At 66.9% G+C, this 20,110-nt stretch carries 18 protein-coding genes and 1 pseudogene; 3 read left to right on the top strand and 16 right to left on the bottom strand.

Features of this window, described 5'->3' with window-relative positions; all coding sequences use genetic code 11:
- Positions 1–4: 4 nt before the first annotated feature.
- Genes BN3385_RS15395 through BN3385_RS15360 form a run of 8 tightly spaced genes read right to left on the bottom strand, consistent with a single transcriptional unit; the run spans position 5 to position 7,505 of the window.
- Positions 5–979 carry an enoyl-CoA hydratase/isomerase family protein gene (locus BN3385_RS15395; protein ID WP_059017802.1) on the bottom strand — a complete coding sequence of 325 codons (975 nt, stop codon included), beginning with the start codon at positions 977–979 and terminating at the stop codon, positions 5–7.
- Positions 972–2,099 carry a M24 family metallopeptidase gene (locus BN3385_RS15390; RefSeq protein WP_059017800.1) on the bottom strand — a complete coding sequence of 376 codons (1,128 nt, stop codon included), beginning with the start codon at positions 2,097–2,099 and terminating at the stop codon, positions 972–974. Before BN3385_RS15390 ends, BN3385_RS15395 begins: the two co-directional genes overlap by 8 nt.
- Positions 2,089–3,327: a M24 family metallopeptidase gene (locus tag BN3385_RS15385; protein ID WP_059017799.1), complete on the bottom strand. Its 1,239-nt coding sequence runs from the start codon at positions 3,325–3,327 to the stop codon at positions 2,089–2,091. The genes BN3385_RS15390 and BN3385_RS15385 overlap by 11 nt, the downstream gene beginning before the upstream one ends.
- A complete protein-coding gene (locus BN3385_RS15380; RefSeq protein ID WP_059017797.1) occupies positions 3,327–4,493 on the bottom strand; it encodes an amidohydrolase family protein in 1,167 nt (388 codons plus the stop codon). The genes BN3385_RS15385 and BN3385_RS15380 overlap by 1 nt, the downstream gene beginning before the upstream one ends.
- 36 nt (positions 4,494–4,529) lie before the next feature.
- Positions 4,530–5,771: a cytochrome P450 gene (locus BN3385_RS15375; RefSeq protein ID WP_059017795.1), complete on the bottom strand. Its 1,242-nt coding sequence runs from the start codon at positions 5,769–5,771 to the stop codon at positions 4,530–4,532.
- Positions 5,772–5,773: 2 nt separating this feature from the next.
- Entirely contained in the window at positions 5,774–5,968 is a 195-nt protein-coding gene (locus tag BN3385_RS15370; RefSeq protein ID WP_059017793.1) for a ferredoxin, read from the bottom strand.
- A gap of 5 nt (positions 5,969–5,973) precedes the next feature.
- A complete protein-coding gene (locus BN3385_RS15365; protein WP_059017792.1) occupies positions 5,974–6,639 on the bottom strand; it encodes a TetR/AcrR family transcriptional regulator in 666 nt (221 codons plus the stop codon).
- Positions 6,640–6,695: 56 nt separating this feature from the next.
- Entirely contained in the window at positions 6,696–7,505 is an 810-nt protein-coding gene (locus tag BN3385_RS15360) for an SDR family NAD(P)-dependent oxidoreductase (protein ID WP_059017789.1), read from the bottom strand.
- Between the two features lie 213 nt (positions 7,506–7,718).
- Between BN3385_RS15360 and BN3385_RS15355 the strand changes: the two genes are divergently transcribed.
- From BN3385_RS15355 to BN3385_RS15345, 3 genes are all read left to right on the top strand, one after another.
- Positions 7,719–8,900 (top strand): cytochrome P450, encoded by a 1,182-nt coding sequence (locus tag BN3385_RS15355; protein ID WP_059017787.1) that lies wholly within the window; start codon positions 7,719–7,721, stop codon positions 8,898–8,900.
- Between the two features lie 22 nt (positions 8,901–8,922).
- Positions 8,923–9,762 (top strand): mycofactocin-coupled SDR family oxidoreductase, encoded by an 840-nt coding sequence (locus BN3385_RS15350; RefSeq protein ID WP_059017785.1) that lies wholly within the window; start codon positions 8,923–8,925, stop codon positions 9,760–9,762.
- Between the two features lie 107 nt (positions 9,763–9,869).
- Positions 9,870–11,261, top strand: a complete 1,392-nt coding sequence (locus BN3385_RS15345; protein ID WP_059017783.1) for a wax ester/triacylglycerol synthase family O-acyltransferase — start codon at positions 9,870–9,872, stop codon at positions 11,259–11,261.
- Here BN3385_RS15345 and BN3385_RS15340 read toward each other — a convergent pair.
- The 8 genes and pseudogenes from BN3385_RS15340 to BN3385_RS15305 form a co-directional block, all read right to left on the bottom strand.
- A complete protein-coding gene (locus tag BN3385_RS15340; RefSeq protein ID WP_059017781.1) occupies positions 11,244–12,071 on the bottom strand; it encodes an alpha/beta fold hydrolase in 828 nt (275 codons plus the stop codon). The genes BN3385_RS15345 and BN3385_RS15340 overlap by 18 nt on opposite strands.
- The gene (locus tag BN3385_RS15335) at positions 12,068–12,640 is read right to left on the bottom strand and encodes an NADPH-dependent FMN reductase (RefSeq protein WP_059017779.1); all 573 of its coding nucleotides are present in this window, start codon (positions 12,638–12,640) and stop codon (positions 12,068–12,070) included. Before BN3385_RS15335 ends, BN3385_RS15340 begins: the two co-directional genes overlap by 4 nt.
- 15 nt (positions 12,641–12,655) lie before the next feature.
- Entirely contained in the window at positions 12,656–13,636 is a 981-nt protein-coding gene (locus BN3385_RS15330) for a cyclase family protein (protein WP_502688069.1), read from the bottom strand.
- Positions 13,633–14,468, bottom strand: a pseudogene (locus BN3385_RS15325) (coniferyl-alcohol dehydrogenase). The gene BN3385_RS15330 and the pseudogene BN3385_RS15325 overlap by 4 nt, the downstream one beginning before the upstream one ends.
- 3 nt (positions 14,469–14,471) lie before the next feature.
- Positions 14,472–15,779, bottom strand: coding sequence for an LLM class flavin-dependent oxidoreductase (locus BN3385_RS15320; protein WP_059017775.1), 1,308 nt, complete (start codon positions 15,777–15,779; stop codon positions 14,472–14,474).
- Positions 15,780–15,781: 2 nt separating this feature from the next.
- On the bottom strand, positions 15,782–17,536 hold the full coding sequence (locus BN3385_RS15315; protein WP_059017773.1) for an FAD-binding protein: 1,755 nt from the start codon (positions 17,534–17,536) through the stop codon (positions 15,782–15,784).
- Positions 17,533–18,483, bottom strand: coding sequence for a 3-carboxyethylcatechol 2,3-dioxygenase (locus BN3385_RS15310; protein ID WP_082690490.1), 951 nt, complete (start codon positions 18,481–18,483; stop codon positions 17,533–17,535). Before BN3385_RS15310 ends, BN3385_RS15315 begins: the two co-directional genes overlap by 4 nt.
- Positions 18,410–20,110 carry a bifunctional 3-(3-hydroxy-phenyl)propionate/3-hydroxycinnamic acid hydroxylase gene (locus tag BN3385_RS15305; protein ID WP_059017769.1) on the bottom strand — a complete coding sequence of 567 codons (1,701 nt, stop codon included), beginning with the start codon at positions 20,108–20,110 and terminating at the stop codon, positions 18,410–18,412. Before BN3385_RS15305 ends, BN3385_RS15310 begins: the two co-directional genes overlap by 74 nt.

Here is a 20,110-nt window from a genome sequence, read left to right as displayed (position 1 = left end):
GGCGCTACTTCTTCTTCTTCGGCTTGGCGTTCTTGCGGCCCGACTTCGACAGTCGCCACTCCGGCGGAAACTTGCTGTCGTTGTCCTTGACCGCCCCGGACAGACCCTCGTCTAGAGCTTCGTGCATGTCGAGGTCGTCGGCGTCATGGGCGATCGAGGCACCCATCGACTCGAAGTAGCCGCCCAGCAGGCTGCCCATGTACTCGCCCTGGAACTGCTTCATGACCTCGAAGAAGATCTTCTGCTGGAACACCGTGTCCGTCGGCCGGTTTCGGGCACAGGCCTGGGCGTACTTGTCCACCTCGGCCTCGAGTTCATCCCGGGGCACCACGCTGTTGAGGAAGTTGCACTCAGCCATCTCAGCGGCGGTGAACGGCCGGCCGGTGTAGACCATCTCCTGGAACTTTCGGATGCCCATCATCTGGGCCCACCACCACATCCGCGGTCCCCAGCCGTAATAGCGGAACGAGGGATGCCCGAACAGCGCGTCGTCACTGGAGATCACTAGGTCGGCGTCGGCGGCCTGGTAGAAGTGCCAGCCGTAGCAATACCCCTTGACCTCCAGGATGGAGATCTTTTTGAAGTCCTGCAGGGTCCGAATACCGGACTGCGGGCTGGCATACCAGGCGCTGATGGTGGCACCACGGCGGAAAGACCCCTTCGGCGGGTAACTGACCTCACCCGGCGCGATCCGGAACTCCGACAGCCGCGGACCTTCGTCCTCGGCCTCCTGCATCTCCATGAACTCCGGCAGATCCGCGCCGCTGCCCAGATCCTCCCCGGCACCGCGAATCACCAGAACCTTGACCTGGTCGTCGACACCGGCCTGGTAGAGCAGATCCGAATAGCGCAGCCGGGCGGCCGCCGTCGGGGCGTTGAGATACTCGGGCCGGTCGAAGGTGATCGTCGCGATCTTGGTCTTCGGGTTCTTCTCGTAGCGGATGATCTCCTCCGCCGACGGCCGGGGGGTCTCACCCATCGGCGTCTCCCCAACCGGGGCTCGATGTCAGAACCTCGGCCCCGTCGTCGGTGATCAGCACCGCGTCGCGGTGGAACACCGCCCCGACACCGGGCTCGAACACGTACCCGGTCACCGCCAGCACCATCCCCGCCTCCAGTCGCTCGGCGGCGGCGGTGGCCGCCAGTTGCGGCGAGACCACCGGCGAGTCGAAGCCGACCCCGAGACCATGGGCCACCGGCACCACCGGAAGTGGTTCACCCGCTTCGTGATAGGCGGCCAGCAGACCGGCGTTGGGCGCCCCCGGGCGGCAGGCAGCCAGCAGTGCGGTCTGCAACCGGCGCGACCGGGCGAACAGGTCGAGTGAACCCGCGCTGGGCTCCCCGACCGGCACGGTACGACCGACCTCGCCGATATAGCCACGGTCCAGAACTCCGGAGGCCACGGCCACCAGGTCGCCATCGTGGACCCGGCCGTCACCGACGACCCGGCGCCACGGGTGGTCCTTGGCGGTCACCCAGACGGCATCCTGATGCGCCGGGGTGCTCACCCCGCCTGCGGTCATCGCCTCGAGCAGGACGGCGGTCACATCCTGAACAGATGCCCCGTCGTGCAGGGTGTCCAGGGCGGCATCCAGGCCGACCTCAGCGATTCTGATCGCCTCGCGCAGCGCGTCGATCTCCTCGGCTGTCTTGACCTTGCGGGCTTCCCGCATGGCCGCTTCGCCGTCCACCAGTTCGGCGTTGGGGAAGGCCAGCGGCAGCAGTTGGGCGAAACCCGGCGACAAGGCGTCCGAGCCCACCCGGCGAGCGGTAGCGGCACCGGGAATCTTCTTGAGATTCTCGATGGTGTTGACCGGGTTCCAGGCGATGCCGTAGAGGTTCTCGTGCGGGATGTCCTCGGGCACGCCCTCGTCCCAGGTGCTCAGCAGATGCACCGCGCCGTTGCGCAGCAACACGCATGACGGGGCGAACGGCCGGGTTCCGGCCACCCAGAGTTGCTGGGCGCCACTGACATAGCGGATGTTGGCCTGCCGGCCCAGGATGAGCGCGTCGAGGTCGTGGGCTTCCATCTGGGCCAGTGCGCGTTCCCGCCGCCCGGTGCGGAGAACGCGATCGTCACCCAGGACCTCAGTCGCCATAGGGCGAGTACGGGTAGTCGGTCAACTTGATCCAGCCTTCCTCGGTGATGACGATGATCTCCTCACTGCGGTAGCCGCCGGTGCCGTCCTCCCACACCACCGGTTCGAGCACCAGCACCATGCCTGCCTGCAGGACGTAGTTTTCGTCGAACTCGTCACCGAGATCGGTTCCGATCATGGGCATTTCAGCGGCGTTGACGCCGATGCCGTGCCCCAGGTAGAAGTGCGGCAGCCAGGGCTTGACCCCGTCGTTGGCCGCGATCGCGGCGCGTCCCAGATCGGCGGCGGTGGCTCCGGCCCGGGTGACGTCCAGTACCGCGGTCATGATGTCGCGCCACCGGCGGAACTGTGCCTGCTGGCGGGCGTCCGGGTCCACACCGACGGTCCAGGTGCGGCCGAAGTCCGAGCAGTAGCCGCCGTAGGTGATCGAGACGTCGGTCCACAGCACGTCACCGGCGCGCAGTTCGCGCTCGGTGGACAGCAGCGGCAACGCCAGATCACCGTGCGTGGTCCATACCCCGTTGGCCTTGGTGTCGGGCATGACCTGCCAGATCGGCTCCAGCATGCTGGCCACCGCGCCGAGTTCGAAGGCTCGGCGCAGGAATTCGGCCGACAGGTCGATCTGCCGGATGCCCGGTGCCAGTGCCTGCTGCACGTCGACCATCGCGGTGTCGGTGATGCGAACGGCCTTGTAGATACAAGCGATCTCGTCGGCGGTCTTGACGGTCTTGGCCGCGCCGACGATCAGCGCGGCGTCTCCCGGGGCACCGTCGGGGAACAGCAGGCTCTGCGACCGGCGCATCGCCCCGGTGAGTTCGTCGACCGCGATGGTCGTTCCGCGTGGTACGAGCTCACTCAGTGTGCGCGCGAAATGTTCGACGCCTTCGGTGAATTCGAGGTAGACCGGGCCGTGCAGGTGATCGGCGGGCAGCTCGGTCTCCTCGGCCGCCCCCTCCCGGAACGGCAGGAACAAGTGCGGTGCGGGATCGTCGGCGAGCACCAGGGCCACCGGACGTTCGACATGGGACAGCCCGGCATCGCCGAGCGGCCAGCTGGTGCCGGTCGCATACGTGACGGCGTTGTTGCCCAACAACACCAAAGCACCAACACCGCGCTCGGTCATCGCCGCGCGCAGGCGGGCCCCGGTCTCGGCCCGCATCCGGGTGCGGTCCGGCTGCTCGGGGATGTCGGCCAGCGACCGCACCGGCCCCGTCAAGGACGTGGTCATCAGACTCCCAGGAACTTGGTGATGTTGGTGCTGCAGATCTTGACCGCGGCCTCCTGGCCGACGGCGTCGACGACCGACTTGATCGACTTCTGCGAGTAGCCGAACGTGCTCTCGTTGTGCGGGTAGTCCGAGGACCACATCACGTTGTCGACACCGATCTCGTCGAGCAGCTTCAGCCCAAGCGGGTCGACCATGAACGAGGCGCTCATGTGGTTGTTCCAGTAATAGCGGATGTCGTGTTCCACCTTGCGGTTGAACATGTGCTGGTAGGAGGCCAGCAGATGCTCGGCGTCCTGCAGGGCGGTGGCCACCCAGGCGATCCCGCCTTCGAACCAGCCGACCTTCAGCGACGGGTGACGGTCCAGAATCCCGGAGAACAAGTACTTGGAGAACGTCTCGCGGAAGCCGTCGACGTTGATCATCATGCCGACCACGACGCTGTTGACCTCGCACGGCGTCTTCGGCGGAGTCTCGCCGATGTGGTGGGTCACCGGCAGACCTGCGGCCTCGATCTCATCCCACACCGGGCTGAACGCGGTGCTGCCGTAGTCGATGATCTCACCGTCAACGCCCTTGCCGGGGTTCAGCGGCAGCAGGAAGGTCTTGAGCCCCAGGGCTTTCACCTCGTCGAGAGTGCGCCGGGCACCGTCGGGGTCCCACCAGTTGATGAGGCCGACACCGTAGAAGTGACCGTTGCTGCGCTCCTGCAGCGCCGCGATGTGCTCGTTGTAGATGCGGAAGACCCGCTCGCGCAGCGCCATGTCCGGGTAGTGGAACAGGGCCAGAACGGCATTGGGGAATGCCAGTTCCTTGTCGACGCCGTCGGAGTGCAGTTCGGCGATGCGGGCCTCGATGTTGGTGGTCGCCGCACCGGCCAGGTCGTCGTACTGCATCAGGACCCGGCTGAAGTCCGGCGGCAGGAAGGTCTGCCCCTTGGTCTTGCCGACCATGTAGGCGCCGTCCTCGTACCAGATCCGGGGCGCCTTCTCCTTGAGTTCGGCGGGGAACTTCTCGTAGAAGATGTCCTCGGACAACGAGATGTGGTTGTCGGCGGAGAACACCACGGTGCCCGCGGGCAGGCCGTTGTCCTCCTCGGCGTGGGTGTGCCGGTCCTTGGGTGCACCGAGGCCGCCGGCGGGATAGAGCGTGCTAGTGGGTGCTGACATCGTTGACACTCCAATCGGGCTGATAATGAGGGGTTTTCACCACGTGACGGGCAGTTCGTACACGCCGTACGCGAGCTTGTCGTTCTTGAAGGGGATCTCCTCCAGCGGCACCGCCAGGCGCAGCGTCGGAATCCGGCGTAGCAGGGTGCTGAACACGATCTGCAGCTCCGCGCGAGCCAACTGCTGGCCCACGCACTGATGCCGGCCGTAGCCGAACGCCAGGTTCTTGTCGGCGTCGGCACGACGCAGGTCGACCTGGTCGGGGTGCGGGAACATCGCCGAGTCCCAGTTCGCCGGGGACAGGTCGATGATGATGCCCTCCCCGGCCTTGATGGTGTGCCCGGAGATCTCGATGTCCTCGGTGGCGACGCGGCGCTGGCCGTTCTGGATGATCGACAGGTAGCGCAGCAGTTCCTCGACGGCGTTGGCGATCAGCTTCGGATCCTCGGTATCCCGCAGCAGCGCAAGCTGATCGGGATTCTCCAGCAGAGCGAGCACCCCGATGCCGATCATGTTGGCGGTGGTCTCGTGGCCGGCGATCAGCAGACCGCTGGCCAGCTGCGACGCCTCCTTGACGCTGATCTCGCCGGCACTGACCCGCTCGGCCAGATCCGACACCGCGTCCTCGGCAGGTTCGGCAATCTTGGCCTCGACGAGATTGGACAGGTACTTCGCCAGGCTCATCGCGCCCTTCATGCCGTCTTCGGGCTTGGCATACCGGGCCAACCCGACGTTGGCGTGTTCCTGGAAGAAGCCGTGGTCTTCGTAAGGGACGCCGAGCATTTCGCAGATCACTTCGGTCGGCACGGGCAGCGCCAGCGCGCTGACCAATTCAGCGGGCTTGGGGCCCGCCAGAATCCTGTCGATGGCGTCGTCGGTGATTTTCTGGATGGCTGGGCGCAGGCCCTCCACGCGTTTGAAGGTGAACGGCTTGGAGAGCATCCGTCGATAGAAGGTGTGCTCCTCGGCATCGGCGGTGAACACCGACCGAGGCCGCTTGTCGACCGTGGCGAGCATGTGCTCGTTCCAGTGCGGGAAGCCCGACTTGCGGTCATCGACGCTGACCCGGGAGTCGGCGAACAGCGCACGGGCCTCCTCGTAACCGGTGATCAGCCAGGGGGTTTCACCGTTCCAGATGCGGACCCTGCTCATCGGCGCGGCAGCGGCGAGCTCCATGACTTCCGGCGGCGGAGCGAACGGGCAGCGGCCGGACCGTTCCATCGGATAATCCGGTGCAGCAGCAGTCGCTTCCGGTGCGTCGGTCAGTGTGTCGGACATCGCTACTCCTCGACTTCGATCGCCTGGGCCGGGCATGCCGCGGCAGCGCGGCGCACACTGTCGGCCTGGTCATCAGATGGGTTGTCGGTCAACAGGATCACCACACCGTCTTCGTCGCGCTGATCGAAGACGTCGGAGGCGTTGAGCACGCACTGACCCGAGGACACACATTTGTTCTGGTCGACGGTGACCTTCATCGTTGCTAGACCTGTCGTGTTACGGGGGCCAGCCACAGGCCGACGATGGCGTCGACGAGTCCGGTGGCGGCCCGGCTCCAGCTGGTGATCGGCAGCGGCGAACCCTCGGCGAGGGCTCGTTCGTACTCGGCGCAGGTGTGGATCAGCAGGTTGCGCCCCATCATGTTTCGCTCCACGCGCACGTCCGAGGACACATCGGGCAGGCAGCGGTTGATCCCTTCGAGCACGGTGACCAGAGCTGGCAGCGCGAGCGCGTCCCGGGTGACGGTCTTGTGGTAGGCCGGATCGGCCATCACCTGCGCGGCGAACCGGGCGTACCAGGTGGGGTTACCGAGGGCGGTGAGGTGATCGGTCAGCGGCAGTACCAGGCACTCGACCCAGTCCCGCAGTTCGGCGGAATCCCCCAACTCGGCCACTCGCTGTTCGCGCAGTCGCTCCACCGGGATGGCGTGCTTGTGTTCGATCGCCCGGACCAGGTCGGTCTTGGTGCCGAAGTGGTAGCCGACGGCGGCGTTGTTGCCCTGCCCGGCGGCTTCGCTGACCTGACGGTTGGAGACGGCGAAGACGCCGTGTTCGGCGAACAGTCGCTCGGCGGCGGTGAGGATCGCTTCCCGCGTCAGACTGGCCCGCTCGGTACGGGAGCTCCTGGCGGAGGTGGTCACGGTGGTCATCGCCACCCAGTGAACCCCAGCTTCCACATTTAAGTCAAGCGATTGATTTATGAATTCTAGGGCTTGGTCTTCCTCGCCAGCGGCTTGCCGGCCGCGGTTCCGCCGTCGACGGGCAGCACGGTGCCGGTGATGTACGGCGAGCGGTCACCGGCCAGGAACAGCACCGCCTCGGCGACGTCCTCAGCGGTCCCCTCGCGCTCCAACGGCCGGTCGGCTCGCATCTGGGCGCGAATGCCCGCTTCGAACGTCACGACGTCCTCGGCATCCATACCGTGGGCCGAAGAGGCGACGATCGCGGTGCGGATGTGGCCGGGCGCCAGGCAGTTCACCCGGATCTCGTAGCGGGCCAGTTCGATGGCCGCGCACTTGGTGAAGTGGATGACCGCGGCCTTGGAGGCGCGGTAAGTCATCACCCCGCCACCGGCCTGAATTCCGCCGATCGACGTCAGGTTGATGATCGATCCGCCGCCGGTTTCGGCCATGTGCCGGGCGGCATCTCGCGTTCCGGTCATCACGGCCTTGACGTTGATGGCCATCACCTTCTCGAAATCCGAAAGGTCGTCGCGCAAGAAGCCGCGGTGCATCGTGCCGGAGATCCCGGCGTTGTTCACCATCACGTGCAGCCCGCCGAAGCGGCTGACCGCGGTGTCGACGAGTGTGGTGATCTGCTCGCTGTCCGCGACATCGGTGGGCACGAAGACCACCGCATCGCCGAACCGTTCAGCCAAGGCACTTCCGCGCTCGACGTCGATATCGCCGAAGGCGACGTGCGACCCTTCGGCGACGAAGCGCTCGACGATGCCGGCACCGAGTCCGGATGCGCCGCCGGTGACCACCGCGACCTTGCCTGCCAATTCATTGCCCATGTCGGCGCAGTCAACTCGCCGGGCCACCCTGAGTCAAGCGGCTGACTTAATCGCTCGGGGTTGGGTTGACTGTGCGTCCAGGGCGGAAAATCGCGCCGATTCCCGCCCTGGCGGCACACTCAACGGAGCTGAACCGAGCGAATAGAGAAGCCGATTCTCTCACTTTGCGCACGTCATTGACATGATTGAGAACCAGCTGCCAGAGTTGCCCGCGTGACCGTCAGCGCCGACAGCGATCTGCACTACGACCCCTACGACGTCGAGCTGAACATCAACCCCTACCCGATGTTCGCCCGGCTGCGCGAGGAAGCTCCGCTCTACTACAACCCCGAGCACGACTTCTACGCCGTCAGCCGCTACGACGACGTCAACAAGGCGCTCATCGACCACGAGACGTTCATCTCCGGCCGCGGCGCTCTGCTCGAGATCATCAAGTCCGGGATGGAAATCCCGCCCGGGACATTGATTTTCGAAGATCCGCCGATTCACAACATTCACCGCAACCTGCTGTCGCGGGTGTTCACCCCCCGCAAGGTCGCCGCCCTGGAACCACAGATCCGCGAGTTCACCCGGCGCTGCCTGGATCCGCTGATCGGAACCGGGCGTTTCGACTTCGTCAACGACCTCGGTGAGCAGATGCCGATGCGGGTGATCGGCATGCTGCTGGGCATCCCTGAAGACCGCCAGCGTCAGGTCACCGACCACGGCGAGGCCACCCTGCAGTCCGACAAGATCGACCTGCTGGCCACCGGCGAGGTGTTCGCCGAGTTCGTCGACTACCGGGTCCAGCACCCGTCCGACGACATCATGACCGACCTGCTCAACGCCGAGTTCGAAGACGAGACGGGCACCGTGCGCCGGTTGCAGCGTGACGAGCTACTGATGTATCTGACGGTGATCGCCACCGCCGGCGCCGAGACCACCACCCGATTGATCGGGTGGGCCGGCAAAACCCTTGCGGAGCATCCCGATCAGCGCCGCGAACTCGCCGAGAACCCGGCACTGATCCCGCAGGCGATCGAGGAGATTCTGCGTTGGGAGCCGCCCGCGCTGCAGATCGCCCGCTACGTCACCCGTGACGTGGAGTACTACGGCCAGACAGTGCCCGCCGGGTCGGCCATGCTGATGCTCGTTGGTGCCGCCAACCGCGACCATCGCCGGTTCGCCCCCGACGGCGACGTGTTCGACATCCACCGGGAACAGAAGTCGCACATGACGTTCGGGGCCGGCACCCACTTCTGCCTGGGCAACGCCCTGGCTCGGATGGAGGGCCGGATCGCGCTGGAGGAAATCCTCACGCGCTTCCCCACCTGGGAGGTCGACTGGGCCCATGCGGTGAAATCCCCCACCACGGCGGTCCGCGGCTGGGAAGCCATGCCGACGCTCATCCCCTGACACTGACGAAGGAGAGAACCCTATGGCCGGACGTGTAGCAGGCAAGGTCGCATTCATCACCGGAGCCGCTCGCGGTCAGGGCCGCAGCCACGCGGTGCGACTGGCGCAGGAGGGCGCCGACATCATCGCCGTGGACATCTGCGGCCCGATCGACACCGTCGACCGCATCCCGGCGACCACTCCCGAGGATCTGGCCGAAACCGCCGATCTGGTCAAGGGTTTCGACCGACGCATCGTCACCGCCGAAGTCGACGTCCGGGACTACGACGCGTTGAAGGCCGCCGTTGACAGCGGCGTCGAACAACTCGGCGGCTTGGACATCGTGGTGGCCAACGCCGGCATCGGCAACGGCGGCAACACGCTGGACAAGACCAGCGAAGAAGACTGGACCGCCATGATCGACATCAACCTCGGCGGGGTCTGGAAGACCGTGAAAGCCGCTGTGCCGCGTATCCTCTCCGGTGGCAAGGGCGGATCGATCATCTTGACCAGCTCGGTCGGCGGCCTCAAGGCCTACCCGCACACCGGCCACTACGTCGCGGCCAAACACGGTGTGGTGGGCTTGATGCGGACCTTCGCCGTGGAACTCGGCCAGCACAACATCCGGGTGAACTCGGTCCATCCGACCAACGTGAACACACCGCTGTTCATGAACGAGGCCACGATGAAGCTGTTCCGGCCCGATCTGGAGAACCCGGGACCCGACGACCTGCTGCCGATCGGTCAGCTGATGCACACCCTGCCGGTGGGCTGGGTCGAGCCGGTGGACATCAGCAACGCGGTGCTGTTCCTGGCCTCCGACGAAGCCCGCTTCATCACCGGGGTCACGCTGCCCATCGACGCAGGCAGCTGCCTGAAGTAGGACGAGCGTACACAGGACCTCCGTCGCCTGCGGCAGGGTCCAAATGCCCTCGCGGCCGTGTCTCGTACCGAGAAGCATCTCGGTCACGAGGCGACCGGAGGTCCGACATGAATCAGCCCATCGCGCCACTGGACCTGTCCTGGCTGTTGTTCGAAACCCCGGCCGGCACCACCCACGTCGGTGCGATGCTGTTGTTCAAGAAGCCGCGGGGCGGGTCGGCGGTGGTGCGGGAAATCGTCGACGCCTACCGGCAGTGTCGCCCGACCCCGCCGTTCACCCTGGTGCCGGAACTGGTCAGTCGCGGCACGCCGCACTTTCGCGAGACGGACACCTGGGACCCCTACTACCACGTCGGACACCTGACGCTGCCGTCCGGCAGCTCCTACCAGGACCTGTTGCGGCTGGTGGCCGACCTGCACGAACCGATGCTCGATCGCGACCGATTGCTGTTCCGGTGCTGGATCATCGACAACGTCCCCGGTGGCCGGTTCGCGATCTACACCAAGACCCACCACAGCATCGTCGACGGAGTGTCCGGGCTGCGGATGCTCTATCAGGGACTGTCCAGCACCGACGAACGCCGCGTCCCCGAGCCGGCCTTCGCGCTACCCGCCACGGCACCGGCCGAGGAGCCGCACTCGCCGACCCCGCTGCTGCACAAGATCACCGACTCGATCCGCTCGGTGGTCTCCCAAGCCGGTGCGGTCAACCAGATCTCCCTGGAGATGCTGCGCAAAGCCATCTCCGCGGCCGTCGGCGGTGACCCCAAGGGCAGTGTGCCGTTCCTCGCCCACCACGCCCCCACCAACCGACCCCTCAAGCAGGGCCGGAGCTTCGCCACGCTGTCCCTGCCGCTGGAGGAAATGCACCAGATCGGGCACCGCTTCGGCGGCACGCTCAACGACGTCGCCGCCACCATCGTCGACGCGGGGGTGCACGCCTACCTCGCGGATGCCGGCGACCACTTTCCGCACCGGCTGGTCGCGATGATCCCGGTGTCGTTGCGCACCGAGGGCGATACCACCACCGGAACCCGGGTCAGTGCGCTGTTCCCCCGCCTGGGCGAGCCGCAGGTGCCGGTGGCACAACGCATCCAGCAGATCGTGGAGTCGGTCCAGGCCGCCAAGCAGGATCTCGACGGCTGGTCGTCGGACACCGCGATGACCTACGGCGCGGGGCTGCTCGGGTTGGCGGTCCTCGGTGCCCAGACCCACGTCGACCACGTCACGCCGCCGGCCTGCAACCTGGTGATCTCCAATGTGCCCGGCATCAAAGAGCCCCGCTATCTCAATGGTGCACAGCTGCAGGGCATCTACCCCATCTCCGCCCTGGCCGCCTCGATCGGGCTCAACGTCACGCTGAGCTCCTACCACGACCATATGGACTTCGGTTTCGTCGCCAATACCGCGGCGATCGAGGATGTTTCGGCACTTGCCGAGCACACCCTGCAGGCCTACCGGGAATTGAAGAAGGCTGCCGCCTCAGCCCAGAGCGCCTGAGTCGAGGAAGTCGAGCACCACCCGGCACAGCGCCTGCGGCTGCTCGATCTGCGGGCAATGTCCGGCGGCATCGATCACCGCGGAGGTGGCTCCGGCGATCTGCCCGGCAATCTCGGCCGCCCAGCCCGGCGCCAACAGCTTGTCCCCCGCTCCCTCGACGACGAGAACCGGCACGGCGATGCGCTGGTAGGCACGCGCACTCGACGGCGTCGCTGGCGCCTCAAGTCCCGGACGGCGAAAACGGGCCGCCGCCAACGATTCCCAGGCGCCCGGAGCGATACTCGATTCGTACCGGCGCCGCACATAGTCTTCATCGGCGGGATAGGCCGGGTCGAAGAACAGCGCCGCCACGATGGCGCGCATGGCCTCGAAGGTGGCGTCGTAGTCGTAGAGGGCGGCGGTGTGCGGGTTCTTCTGGATCTCACCACCTCCGCAGATCGCGGCGGCGCTGCGCACCGGCAGCACCGGGCTTTCAGACGTCAGATCGGTGAGCAGATTGATCGCCCCCATCGAGTTGCCGACGAAGTGCGCGGAGTCGATCCCCAGCACCTCGCAGAACCGCGCGATGTGGCGGATCCGCATCCCGCGGCCGTCGGTGAAGTCGACCACCTTCGCCGACTCACCGAAGCCCAGCATGTCCGGTGCCAGGACCCGGTAGCGGGTGGCCAACTCCGGAATGATCCGCTCCCAACCGATTTCAGCACTGGCACCGAACTCGCCACCGTGCAGCAGCACCACCGGATCGCCCTCGCCGGCCTCCAGGAAGTGCGTGCTCAGCCCGTCGACGAGGATGCTGCGGTGCGCCGTCATGCCGGGGCGGCCGTCGACCGCGCGAAGGTCACCAGCTGAGTGGCCAGCAGCTCCAACTGGCTGCGCACACCGGTGTCGACCAGTTCGCCGTCGGTGTTCCACACCGGTTCGGCGGAGTTGATGGCCACCCCCAGCGGGGTGGGCCAGGCGCGAAGGGCATGCCCGACCACCCGCAGCTGGCCGAGTGTGCCGACCGCGGCCTGCCAGCCGTAGGCGCAGCTGATCACCCCCCAGGGTTTGTTGTCCAGGTAGACGGTGGAATCGGCTCGCATGTCCTCGATGTAGTCCAGCGCGTTCTTGACCAGACCCGACACCGCCCCGTGGTAACCCGGCGAGGCGACCACGACGGCGTCGGCGCGGCGCAGGCCGTCGATCAGGCCGATGGCCTTGTCGGTGCGGGCGGGATCGTGCGGGTTGTACATCGGCAGGTCAAGGTCTGCGCCGCAGAACAATTCGGTGTGGCCACCGCGCGCCTCGACAGCCTGCAGACAATGCCGCAGGGCACGTTCGGTCGACGAGTTGGCACGCAGGGTGCCCCCCAACCCGACGACCAGGGGGGTATCAGTCATCAGCCCTCTGTTTCGTTACTTGATGGCGATCGGATTCACCGGTGAGCCCACCGCACCGGTGACGGACAGCGGCGGCGCCACGAGCTGGAAGTCGTAGCGGCCGTCGGCGGCACAGTCGGCGGCGAGCTCGTTGAGGTTCCAGTACTCGCCCAGCATCAGCCCCATATCGCGCAGACAGAGCATGTGCATGGGCAGGATGGCGTCATCCACGCCGGAGACCGGGTTCTCCACCATCAGGTTGTCGGCGGCCACGGCCGCCACCTGGTAATCGGCCAGCCACGACGCGCAAGTCCAGTCCAGCCCGGCACCGGGTTCAGCGCCGTTACCTGTCTCGAGAAACCGTGCCCACCAACCCGTTTTGATCAGGACGATGTCACCGGGTTCGACAGTCACTCCCTGGGTCCTGGCGGCCTCGTCGAGGTCAGCGGGGGTGATGGGCTCACCGAGCTCGCAGAAGGTGGGCACACCGCGCAACTTGACGATGTCGAGCAGCACGCCGCGCGACGTGATGCCCTTGCTGACAACCTTGTCAATGCCCAGGTAGTAGGCGCCCAGGCTGGTCACCGAGTCGGCGGGGAAGTCGTTGTACAGCTTGTCCTCGTAGTAGACGTGGGACAGCGCATCCCATTGGGTGGCGGCCTGCAACGGCATGATGATCATGTCGTCGTTGAACCGCATCGGACCGTTCTTGCTGTAGCTGCTCAGCTGCACCGCGCCCGGGTTCTGCAGCCAGGACGGCCCGTACTTCAGCAGGGTGTCGGCGTCGCCACCGTCGATCGTCATGACGTGGGTCGGGTTCTGCCGGTACTTGAACGCGCCCTGCGGCCCGGACGAGCCGAACTCGACACCGAGCGGGAAGATCGCACCGCGGGACACCAGGGACGCGGCCTGGGCCACCTTCCCGGCGGTGATGAAGTTCAGCGTGCCCAGCTCGTCGTCCGCACCCCAGCGGCCCCAGTTGCGGACGTCATCGGAGACCCGCCGGAAATCACTCATGCTGGCCACGGTGCCCACCTTCCTCGAAATCGACAGCCTGTCGGGCTGCGACGTTACCGCCGTCCACCCAGATCACCTGCCCGGTGATGTATCCAGCGGCCGCACTGCCCAGGAAGGCCAGCACCGCGGCCTGCTCCGCCGGGTCCGACACCCGCCCCAGTGGTTTGGGGATGGAGTCGAGATAGTCCGAGCCGTAGGCCGTGCGGAGCTGATCGAGGATGGGCGTCTCGGTGACGCCCGGTGCGGTGCAGTTGATCCGGATTCCCCTGGCGCCCAGCGGCACCGCGTTGCGCACGGTGTAGCCGATGATGGCCTCCTTGGACAGCCGGTATCCCCCGTCGGCCAGGGCCTCGGGGTGCCGGCTGCACCAGTCGATCCCCTCGGCCACCGATCCGGTGGCCAGCAGTCCGGCCACCTCCGCCAGGTGGTCGCGGTAGTGAGCGGCCGCCAGCGACGACACGCACACCACCGACCCGCCCGGTGCAAGCGACGGCAGCAGCGCCTCGGTGAACAGCCGGGTGCCCAGGAAGTTGATCCGCACGACCTTCAGCGGGTCACCGATTCCGGAGGACACGCCTGCGACGTTGAACAGCGAATGCAGCTGTCCGCCAACGGCGTGCGCGGCGCGCCGGACCGATGCCTCGTCGGCGAGGTCGATCTCGACGAACTCCGCCAGCCCCGTCCCGGTAGCCGGCGGGCGCAGGTCCAGACCGGTCACCTCGGCGCCCAGGTCGGCCAGCTGGCTGCACAGCTGCGCACCGATCCCGGATGCGGCGCCGGTCACCGCGACACGGCGCCCGTCGTAGCGCAGCAGATCCTCGATGTGGGCCACGCTCTAGCGGGCTTCCCGCTTCTCCTTCTCCAGCTGCGCGGCTTTCACGCGGCCTTCGTTGATCTCGGCCATGGCCTCGGGAATCTCACCGGCGGTGAACTTCCCGCCCCGGCCGGTCGGCAGTCCACCGAAGGAGTAGGTCTCGTCGAACAGCGGTGCGTCCGAGGGCTGCCGGCGGCTTTCCACCTGCTCGATGACCGGGGCCAGCCGCTTGGCCTTCTCCGCCACGGCCTTCTCGTCGCGCTCGATGAACTCGGGCAGGATCTGCGAGCCCATGATCTCGATGGACTCCATGGTGCCCTCATGGCTGCGCGGGTTGAGCAGCAGGATGATCTCATCAACGCCGCTGGCCTCGTAGCCGCGCAGGAACTCCCGCACGGTCTCCGGGGAGCCGATCGCGCCGCGACCGGGCCCGTAGGCCAGTGTCGGATCCTCCTTGACCGCCGCCTCGTAGCTCTCCCAGACCTTGGTGCGGCCCGGGGTGTGCATACCGGTCAGGTAGTAGTGCATGATGCCGAACGAGAAGAAGCCGCCGCCGATGCCGAGACGCGCCAGCGCCTCCTCGTCGGTCTTGGCCACCATCATCGACAGGTCACCACCGATGGCCAGGATGTTCGGGTTGATCGCCGGCGTCACGGGGACACCCTTTTCGGCGAACTCCTGGTAGTACCCGTCCACCCGGTCCTTGAGGGCCTCCGGGCCGGTGTAGGCGAAACTCAGTGCGCCGATGGCCTTCTGGGCGGCCATCTGGACCGAGGACGGCCGGGTGCAGGCCACCCAGACCGGCGGGTGCGGCGACTGCAGCGGCTTGGGGATGACGTTGCGGGCCGGCATCTCGACATGTTCACCCTTGAACCCGCTGAACGGGGTCTCCACCATGCAGCGGATCGACACCTCAAGGGCCTCTTCCCACATGGTGCGCTTGTCGGCCGGATCGATATCGAAGCCGCCGAGCTCGGCTACCGACGAGCCCTCCCCGGTGCCGTACTCCACCCGGCCGTTGGACAGGTGGTCCAGGGTGGCGACCCGTTCGGCGATGCGGGCGGGGTGGTTGATCGCCGGCGGCAGATGCATCACGCCGAACCCGAGCCGGATGTTCTTGGTGCGCTGGCTGGCCGCGGCCAGGAACATCTCGGGAGCCGTCGAGTGGCAGTACTCCTCCAGGAAGTGGTGCTCGGTGAGCCACACCGTGGAGAAGCCGGCCTTGTCAGCGGCCTCCACCTCGGTCAGCCCGTGCTGGAAGAGCTGGTGTTCGTCGTCCTCCCCCCACGGCCGCGGCAGCGGGAACTCGTAGAACAGCGAAATCTTCATGACTACTTACCTCCGATGGAATGTGTCGAATCCTGTTGGCTGGCAGAGCGGTCGCCGGTGCGACCGGCGATGTGGTTGGCGGCGATGTATCCGAATGTCATGGCCGGGCCGATGGTGGCGCCCGCTCCGGCGTAGCTGCGGCCCATGACCGCGGCCGAGGTGTTGCCGACGGCGTACAGGCCGTCGATCACCGTGTCGTCGGACCGCAGGACGCGGGCATGTTCGTCGGTGCGCAGACCTCCCGAGGTGCCGAGGTCGCCGAGGATGATCTGGAAGGCCAGATACGGCGGCGTGGTGAGCGGATACAGGTTTGGGTTGGGCAGCGTGGGGTCGCCGTAGTAGTTGTCGTAGGCGCTGTCACCCCGGTTGAAGTCGTCGTCGTGGCCGCTGCGGGCCAGATCGTTGAACCGCTCTGCGGTGCGACGCAATTCGCCGGGCGGGACGCCTATCGCGACGGCCAGTTCGTCGAGGGTGGCCGCCTGCCGGACCACACCGGAGTCCAGCCAGGCCCGGGGAACCTTGCGGCCGGTGGGTACCGGGGCGCCCGGAACTTTCGGCAGCGGCAGGTGGCCGGCCACGACGTAGCGGTGGAACGAGCGGGTGTCGGTGATCAGCCAGCACGGGATGTGGCTGACCCCGCTGCGCTGACCTTCGATCATCGCGTGCGCGAAGTCCATGTAGGGGGCGGCCTCATTGATGAACCGCCGCCCGGCGCCGTTGACGACGAACTGCGACGGCATCATCCGTTCGTTGAGCATGAACTGCAGACGACCGTCGGGCCAGCAGATCGCGGGGAACCACCAGGCCTCGTCGAGCAGATCCGTTCCAGCGCCGACCTTCTCGGCCGCCCGGATCCCGTCCCCCATGGCGGCCGGATTGCCGAAACTCCAGTCGTCGGTGAGCTCGGGCAGATGTTCACGGCGCCAGGCCATGTCGTGGTCGAAGCCGCCGGAGGCCAGGATGACCCCGCGCCGCGCACCGATCCGCCGCGCTACGCCGTCGCGTTCGACGACGGCTCCGATGACGGCACCGTCGAGGTCGGTGATCAGTTCGGTCATCGGCGAGTCCAGCCACAGCGGGATGCCCTGCTCCTTCATCGCCAACCGAAGCCGCGCCGACAGCGACTGCCCGATGGCGGCGATCCGCTCCCCGAACGCGTGCGCACGGAACTTACGCCAGAGCAGCTTGAGCAGGACGACTTTGCCGCGCCAGTTCTGCCGCACCTGGTAGAACAGCCGAAGGTCTTTGGGGCCCAGCCAGATTCCCTTGGGTGCCAGCGCAAGCGGCTTGAGCAGGTTCTCCTCTTCCTCGCCGAGCTTGCGCAGGTCGATCGGCGGGACGTTGATCGTGCTGCCCAGTTCGGAACCTCCGGGCACCTCCGGGTAGTAGTCGGCGTAGCCCGGCTTCCAGACGAATTCGCACCAACTGCTGGTCTGCTCGAGGAACTCCATCATCTGCGGCGCGTAGTCGACGTAGGCGGCGATGCGTTCGTCGCTGACCAGACCGCCGGTGATCTGGCGGAGGTAGGTCTTGACATCCTCGGGATCGGGGGCATAGCCCTCGCGCTTCTGCGAGGGTGCCCCGGGCACCCAGATACCACCGCCGGACAACGCGGTGGAACCGCCGAACTGCGCGGACTTTTCGACGACGAGGGTGTCCAAGCCGGCGGCGTGGGCGGCCAGGGCCGCGGTCATCCCGCCGCCGCCGGACCCGATGACGAGGACGTCGACAGAGCTGTCGAAGGAATACCCGCTCATCGGCCTGCTCCCACCGGAACAGCGGTGCGCATAGCGAAGCCGGCGATGAGGTCCGGCGCGGCCCGATAGTAGTGGTCCACCGTCCGGTACGGCCCCAGCGCGGCGAGCGCGGCGAACGCGGCCACCCAGGTCCGCACCTCATGGGCGGAGTTACCGGCCTCACCGGCGATCCAGGTGTTGGTCCAGCCGTCTAGTTCGGCGAACCGGGCGCTGTCCATGAGGTCCAGGAAGGACCGGTCCCAGTCGGGGTTGAGCGGCTGGCAGGAGCCCTCGCCCGCGGCGAACTGCCGGGCCGCGGCCGCGACGGCATCCTGACGGGCAAGCCGCTGTTCGGGCGTCATGGGGGCACCATGCACGATGCGGTCCAGCGCGGCGGGCGGCGCCGTCGCCAAGGTCGGCACCGGCGGATCATGGGACAGGCCACCAGATCCCACCACGAGCACGCGGGTGTCCAGCGTTGTCAGGAACGCGCCCACCGCTGCACCCAACGCCCTGGCCCGGTGCAGCGGGCCCAGCGGGGTGGCCACCGAGTTGATGAAGATCGGAATGACCGGTACCGCGGTCGCGTCACCGAACAGCCTTTCCAGCGGCTGCACGGTGCCGTGGTCGACATCCATGCCCGCCGAGATCGCCACGTCCACTCCGGAATCCAGGACATGTTCGGCGAGCTGGGTGGCCAGCTCGGCCGGCACCGTCAGGGACCCGGTCTGGGTGCCGTAGTCACCCACCCCGGTCGCGGCGGTGCCGATGCAGAAGGCCGGCATCAACTTGTAGAAGAAACCGTTGTAGTGGTCCGGTGAGAAGATGACGACCAGTTCCGGGTCGTACTCGCTGACGAAGTCGCGTGCGGTGGTCAGTGCGCCCTCCACGTCCTCAAGCAGTTCCGCCGACGGACCCGGAAGGTTCAGCAGCGGGCTGTGCGACATGCAGCAGAGGGCCAGTGTCATTGGTGCCTCCCGGGATCAGGGTCAGGGTGTCGAGGAGGGCCGCGCTCAATTCCGGTGCACGCTGAGCGATGCACGCGCCGGCGATGCAGCGGTCGGGGCGCAGGAACATCACCGATTCCTCGCGGGCGTCGAACCAGGCCTTGAGCGCCCCAGTGCGATCGCCCACCACGATGACGTCGGGGTCATCCTGGTCCGGCCAGGACAGCTGGGTCAGCGGCCGCAGTGCGACGAACACCGCACCGAGCGACTTCCACGCCGCAAAGCCGTCCTCCCCCAGGATCTTTCGCGGATTGTTGTTCCAGCACAGCACTGCGAACCAGGGGCCCAGCACGTCGTCGAGCAGGACGTTCTGTGCTTGGCGGGTATCCACCCGCGGCTGGATGAACAATGTGCCCACCCCGGGCGAGGGCGGGTTGTTGTGCACCACCGCGCCGTGGTCGTAGAACGGCATCGGCTTGAACCGCATCTCGAGCACGTAGCGCTTCAGGGTCGGAACCAGCGATGCGCCGCGGATCACCACGTCGCGCAGCCCCGCCACCCGGCGGTTCGTCGGCGAGATCACCCGGCCCACCGTGGTCGACAGGTCGATCATCGCCCTGGCGTGCTTACGGCGCTCGACGTCGTAGGTGTCCAGCAGTTCGTCGCGGGCCTGGCCCTTGACCACCGCGGCCAGCTTCCAGCCCAGGTTGCCGGCATCCCGGATCCCGCTGTTGTAGCCCTGGCCCTGCCATACCGGCATCAGATGCGCGGCATCCCCGGCGATCAGCAGCCGGCCCGCCCGGAACGATCCGGCGATCCGCGAATGGTGGGTGTAGACCCGCCTGCGGATGATGTCGGCCTTCTCCGGGTACGGGATCAGCTGGCCGAGCATTCTGGCAACGAAGGCCGGATCCTCGGCGAGTTCGTCGGATTCGTGCGCGTGGATCATGAACTCGAAGCGCCGAATACCGTGGGCGATCGAGATCGACACATAGGGCCGGGCCGGGTCGGCGCCGACCTCGCTGTTGGGATGGCCGAGCGGGTCGTTGGCGACGTCGACCACCAGCCAGCGGGTCGAGGAGGTGGTGCCGTCGAACGACACCCCCATGAGATGCCTTGTGGCACTTCGGCCGCCGTCGCAGCCGACGACATAACGGGCGCGCACCCGACGGGTACCCGACGAGGGTGCCAATTCGACGGTGACCCCGTGGTCGGACTCGATGATGGTGCTCATCGGGTGAGCCCACGCGACCTCGACATGGTCGAACCGGTCCAGGCCCCTGAGCAGTTCGGCGTCGACCAACGGCTGGACGAAGCCGTTGCGCTTGGGCCAGCCGAACCGTGCGTCGGGCGGCGCCATCTCGGCCAGCAGCCGCCGTTTGCCGTCGAAGAATCGCAGGATCTGGTTGGGCACGGTATGCGGCAGGACCGCCTCGACCACGCCGATGCCCTGGAACGTCCGCAGCGCCTCGTCGTCCAAGCCGACGCCGCGGGGGTAGTCGATGAGCGCGTCGCGCTCCTCGACGATCAGCGTACGAACACCCTGCAGGCCAAGCGAATTGGCCAGCGTCAACCCCACCGGCCCAGCACCGACGATGACGACGTCGACATCGTGTGCCGCGCCGTTGCCATTCCCGGATGCGCCCAC

It is taken from the genome of Mycobacterium sp. M26 (assembly GCF_001494595.1).
Classification (GTDB): domain Bacteria; phylum Actinomycetota; class Actinomycetes; order Mycobacteriales; family Mycobacteriaceae; genus Mycobacterium.
The sequence above is the reverse complement of the archived record's forward strand: the minus strand, read 5'-3'. Positions and strand labels throughout refer to the sequence as shown.

Coding starts and splice junctions, on each gene's coding strand:
- BN3385_RS15395 (WP_059017802.1), bottom strand. CDS start 979: ATGGGTGAGACCCCCCGGCCGTCGGCGGAGGAGATCATCCGCTACGAG.
- BN3385_RS15390 (WP_059017800.1), bottom strand. CDS start 2,099: ATGGCGACTGAGGTCCTGGGTGACGATCGCGTTCTCCGCACCGGGCGG.
- BN3385_RS15385 (WP_059017799.1), bottom strand. CDS start 3,327: ATGACCACGTCCTTGACGGGGCCGGTGCGGTCGCTGGCCGACATCCCC.
- BN3385_RS15380 (WP_059017797.1), bottom strand. CDS start 4,493: ATGTCAGCACCCACTAGCACGCTCTATCCCGCCGGCGGCCTCGGTGCA.
- BN3385_RS15375 (WP_059017795.1), bottom strand. CDS start 5,771: ATGTCCGACACACTGACCGACGCACCGGAAGCGACTGCTGCTGCACCG.
- BN3385_RS15370 (WP_059017793.1), bottom strand. CDS start 5,968: ATGAAGGTCACCGTCGACCAGAACAAATGTGTGTCCTCGGGTCAGTGC.
- BN3385_RS15365 (WP_059017792.1), bottom strand. CDS start 6,639: ATGACCACCGTGACCACCTCCGCCAGGAGCTCCCGTACCGAGCGGGCC.
- BN3385_RS15360 (WP_059017789.1), bottom strand. CDS start 7,505: ATGGGCAATGAATTGGCAGGCAAGGTCGCGGTGGTCACCGGCGGCGCA.
- BN3385_RS15350 (WP_059017785.1), top strand. CDS start 8,923: ATGGCCGGACGTGTAGCAGGCAAGGTCGCATTCATCACCGGAGCCGCT.
- BN3385_RS15345 (WP_059017783.1), top strand. CDS start 9,870: ATGAATCAGCCCATCGCGCCACTGGACCTGTCCTGGCTGTTGTTCGAA.
- BN3385_RS15340 (WP_059017781.1), bottom strand. CDS start 12,071: ATGACGGCGCACCGCAGCATCCTCGTCGACGGGCTGAGCACGCACTTC.
- BN3385_RS15335 (WP_059017779.1), bottom strand. CDS start 12,640: ATGACTGATACCCCCCTGGTCGTCGGGTTGGGGGGCACCCTGCGTGCC.
- BN3385_RS15330 (WP_502688069.1), bottom strand. CDS start 13,636: ATGAGTGATTTCCGGCGGGTCTCCGATGACGTCCGCAACTGGGGCCGC.
- BN3385_RS15320 (WP_059017775.1), bottom strand. CDS start 15,779: ATGAAGATTTCGCTGTTCTACGAGTTCCCGCTGCCGCGGCCGTGGGGG.
- BN3385_RS15315 (WP_059017773.1), bottom strand. CDS start 17,536: ATGAGCGGGTATTCCTTCGACAGCTCTGTCGACGTCCTCGTCATCGGG.
- BN3385_RS15310 (WP_082690490.1), bottom strand. CDS start 18,483: ATGACACTGGCCCTCTGCTGCATGTCGCACAGCCCGCTGCTGAACCTT.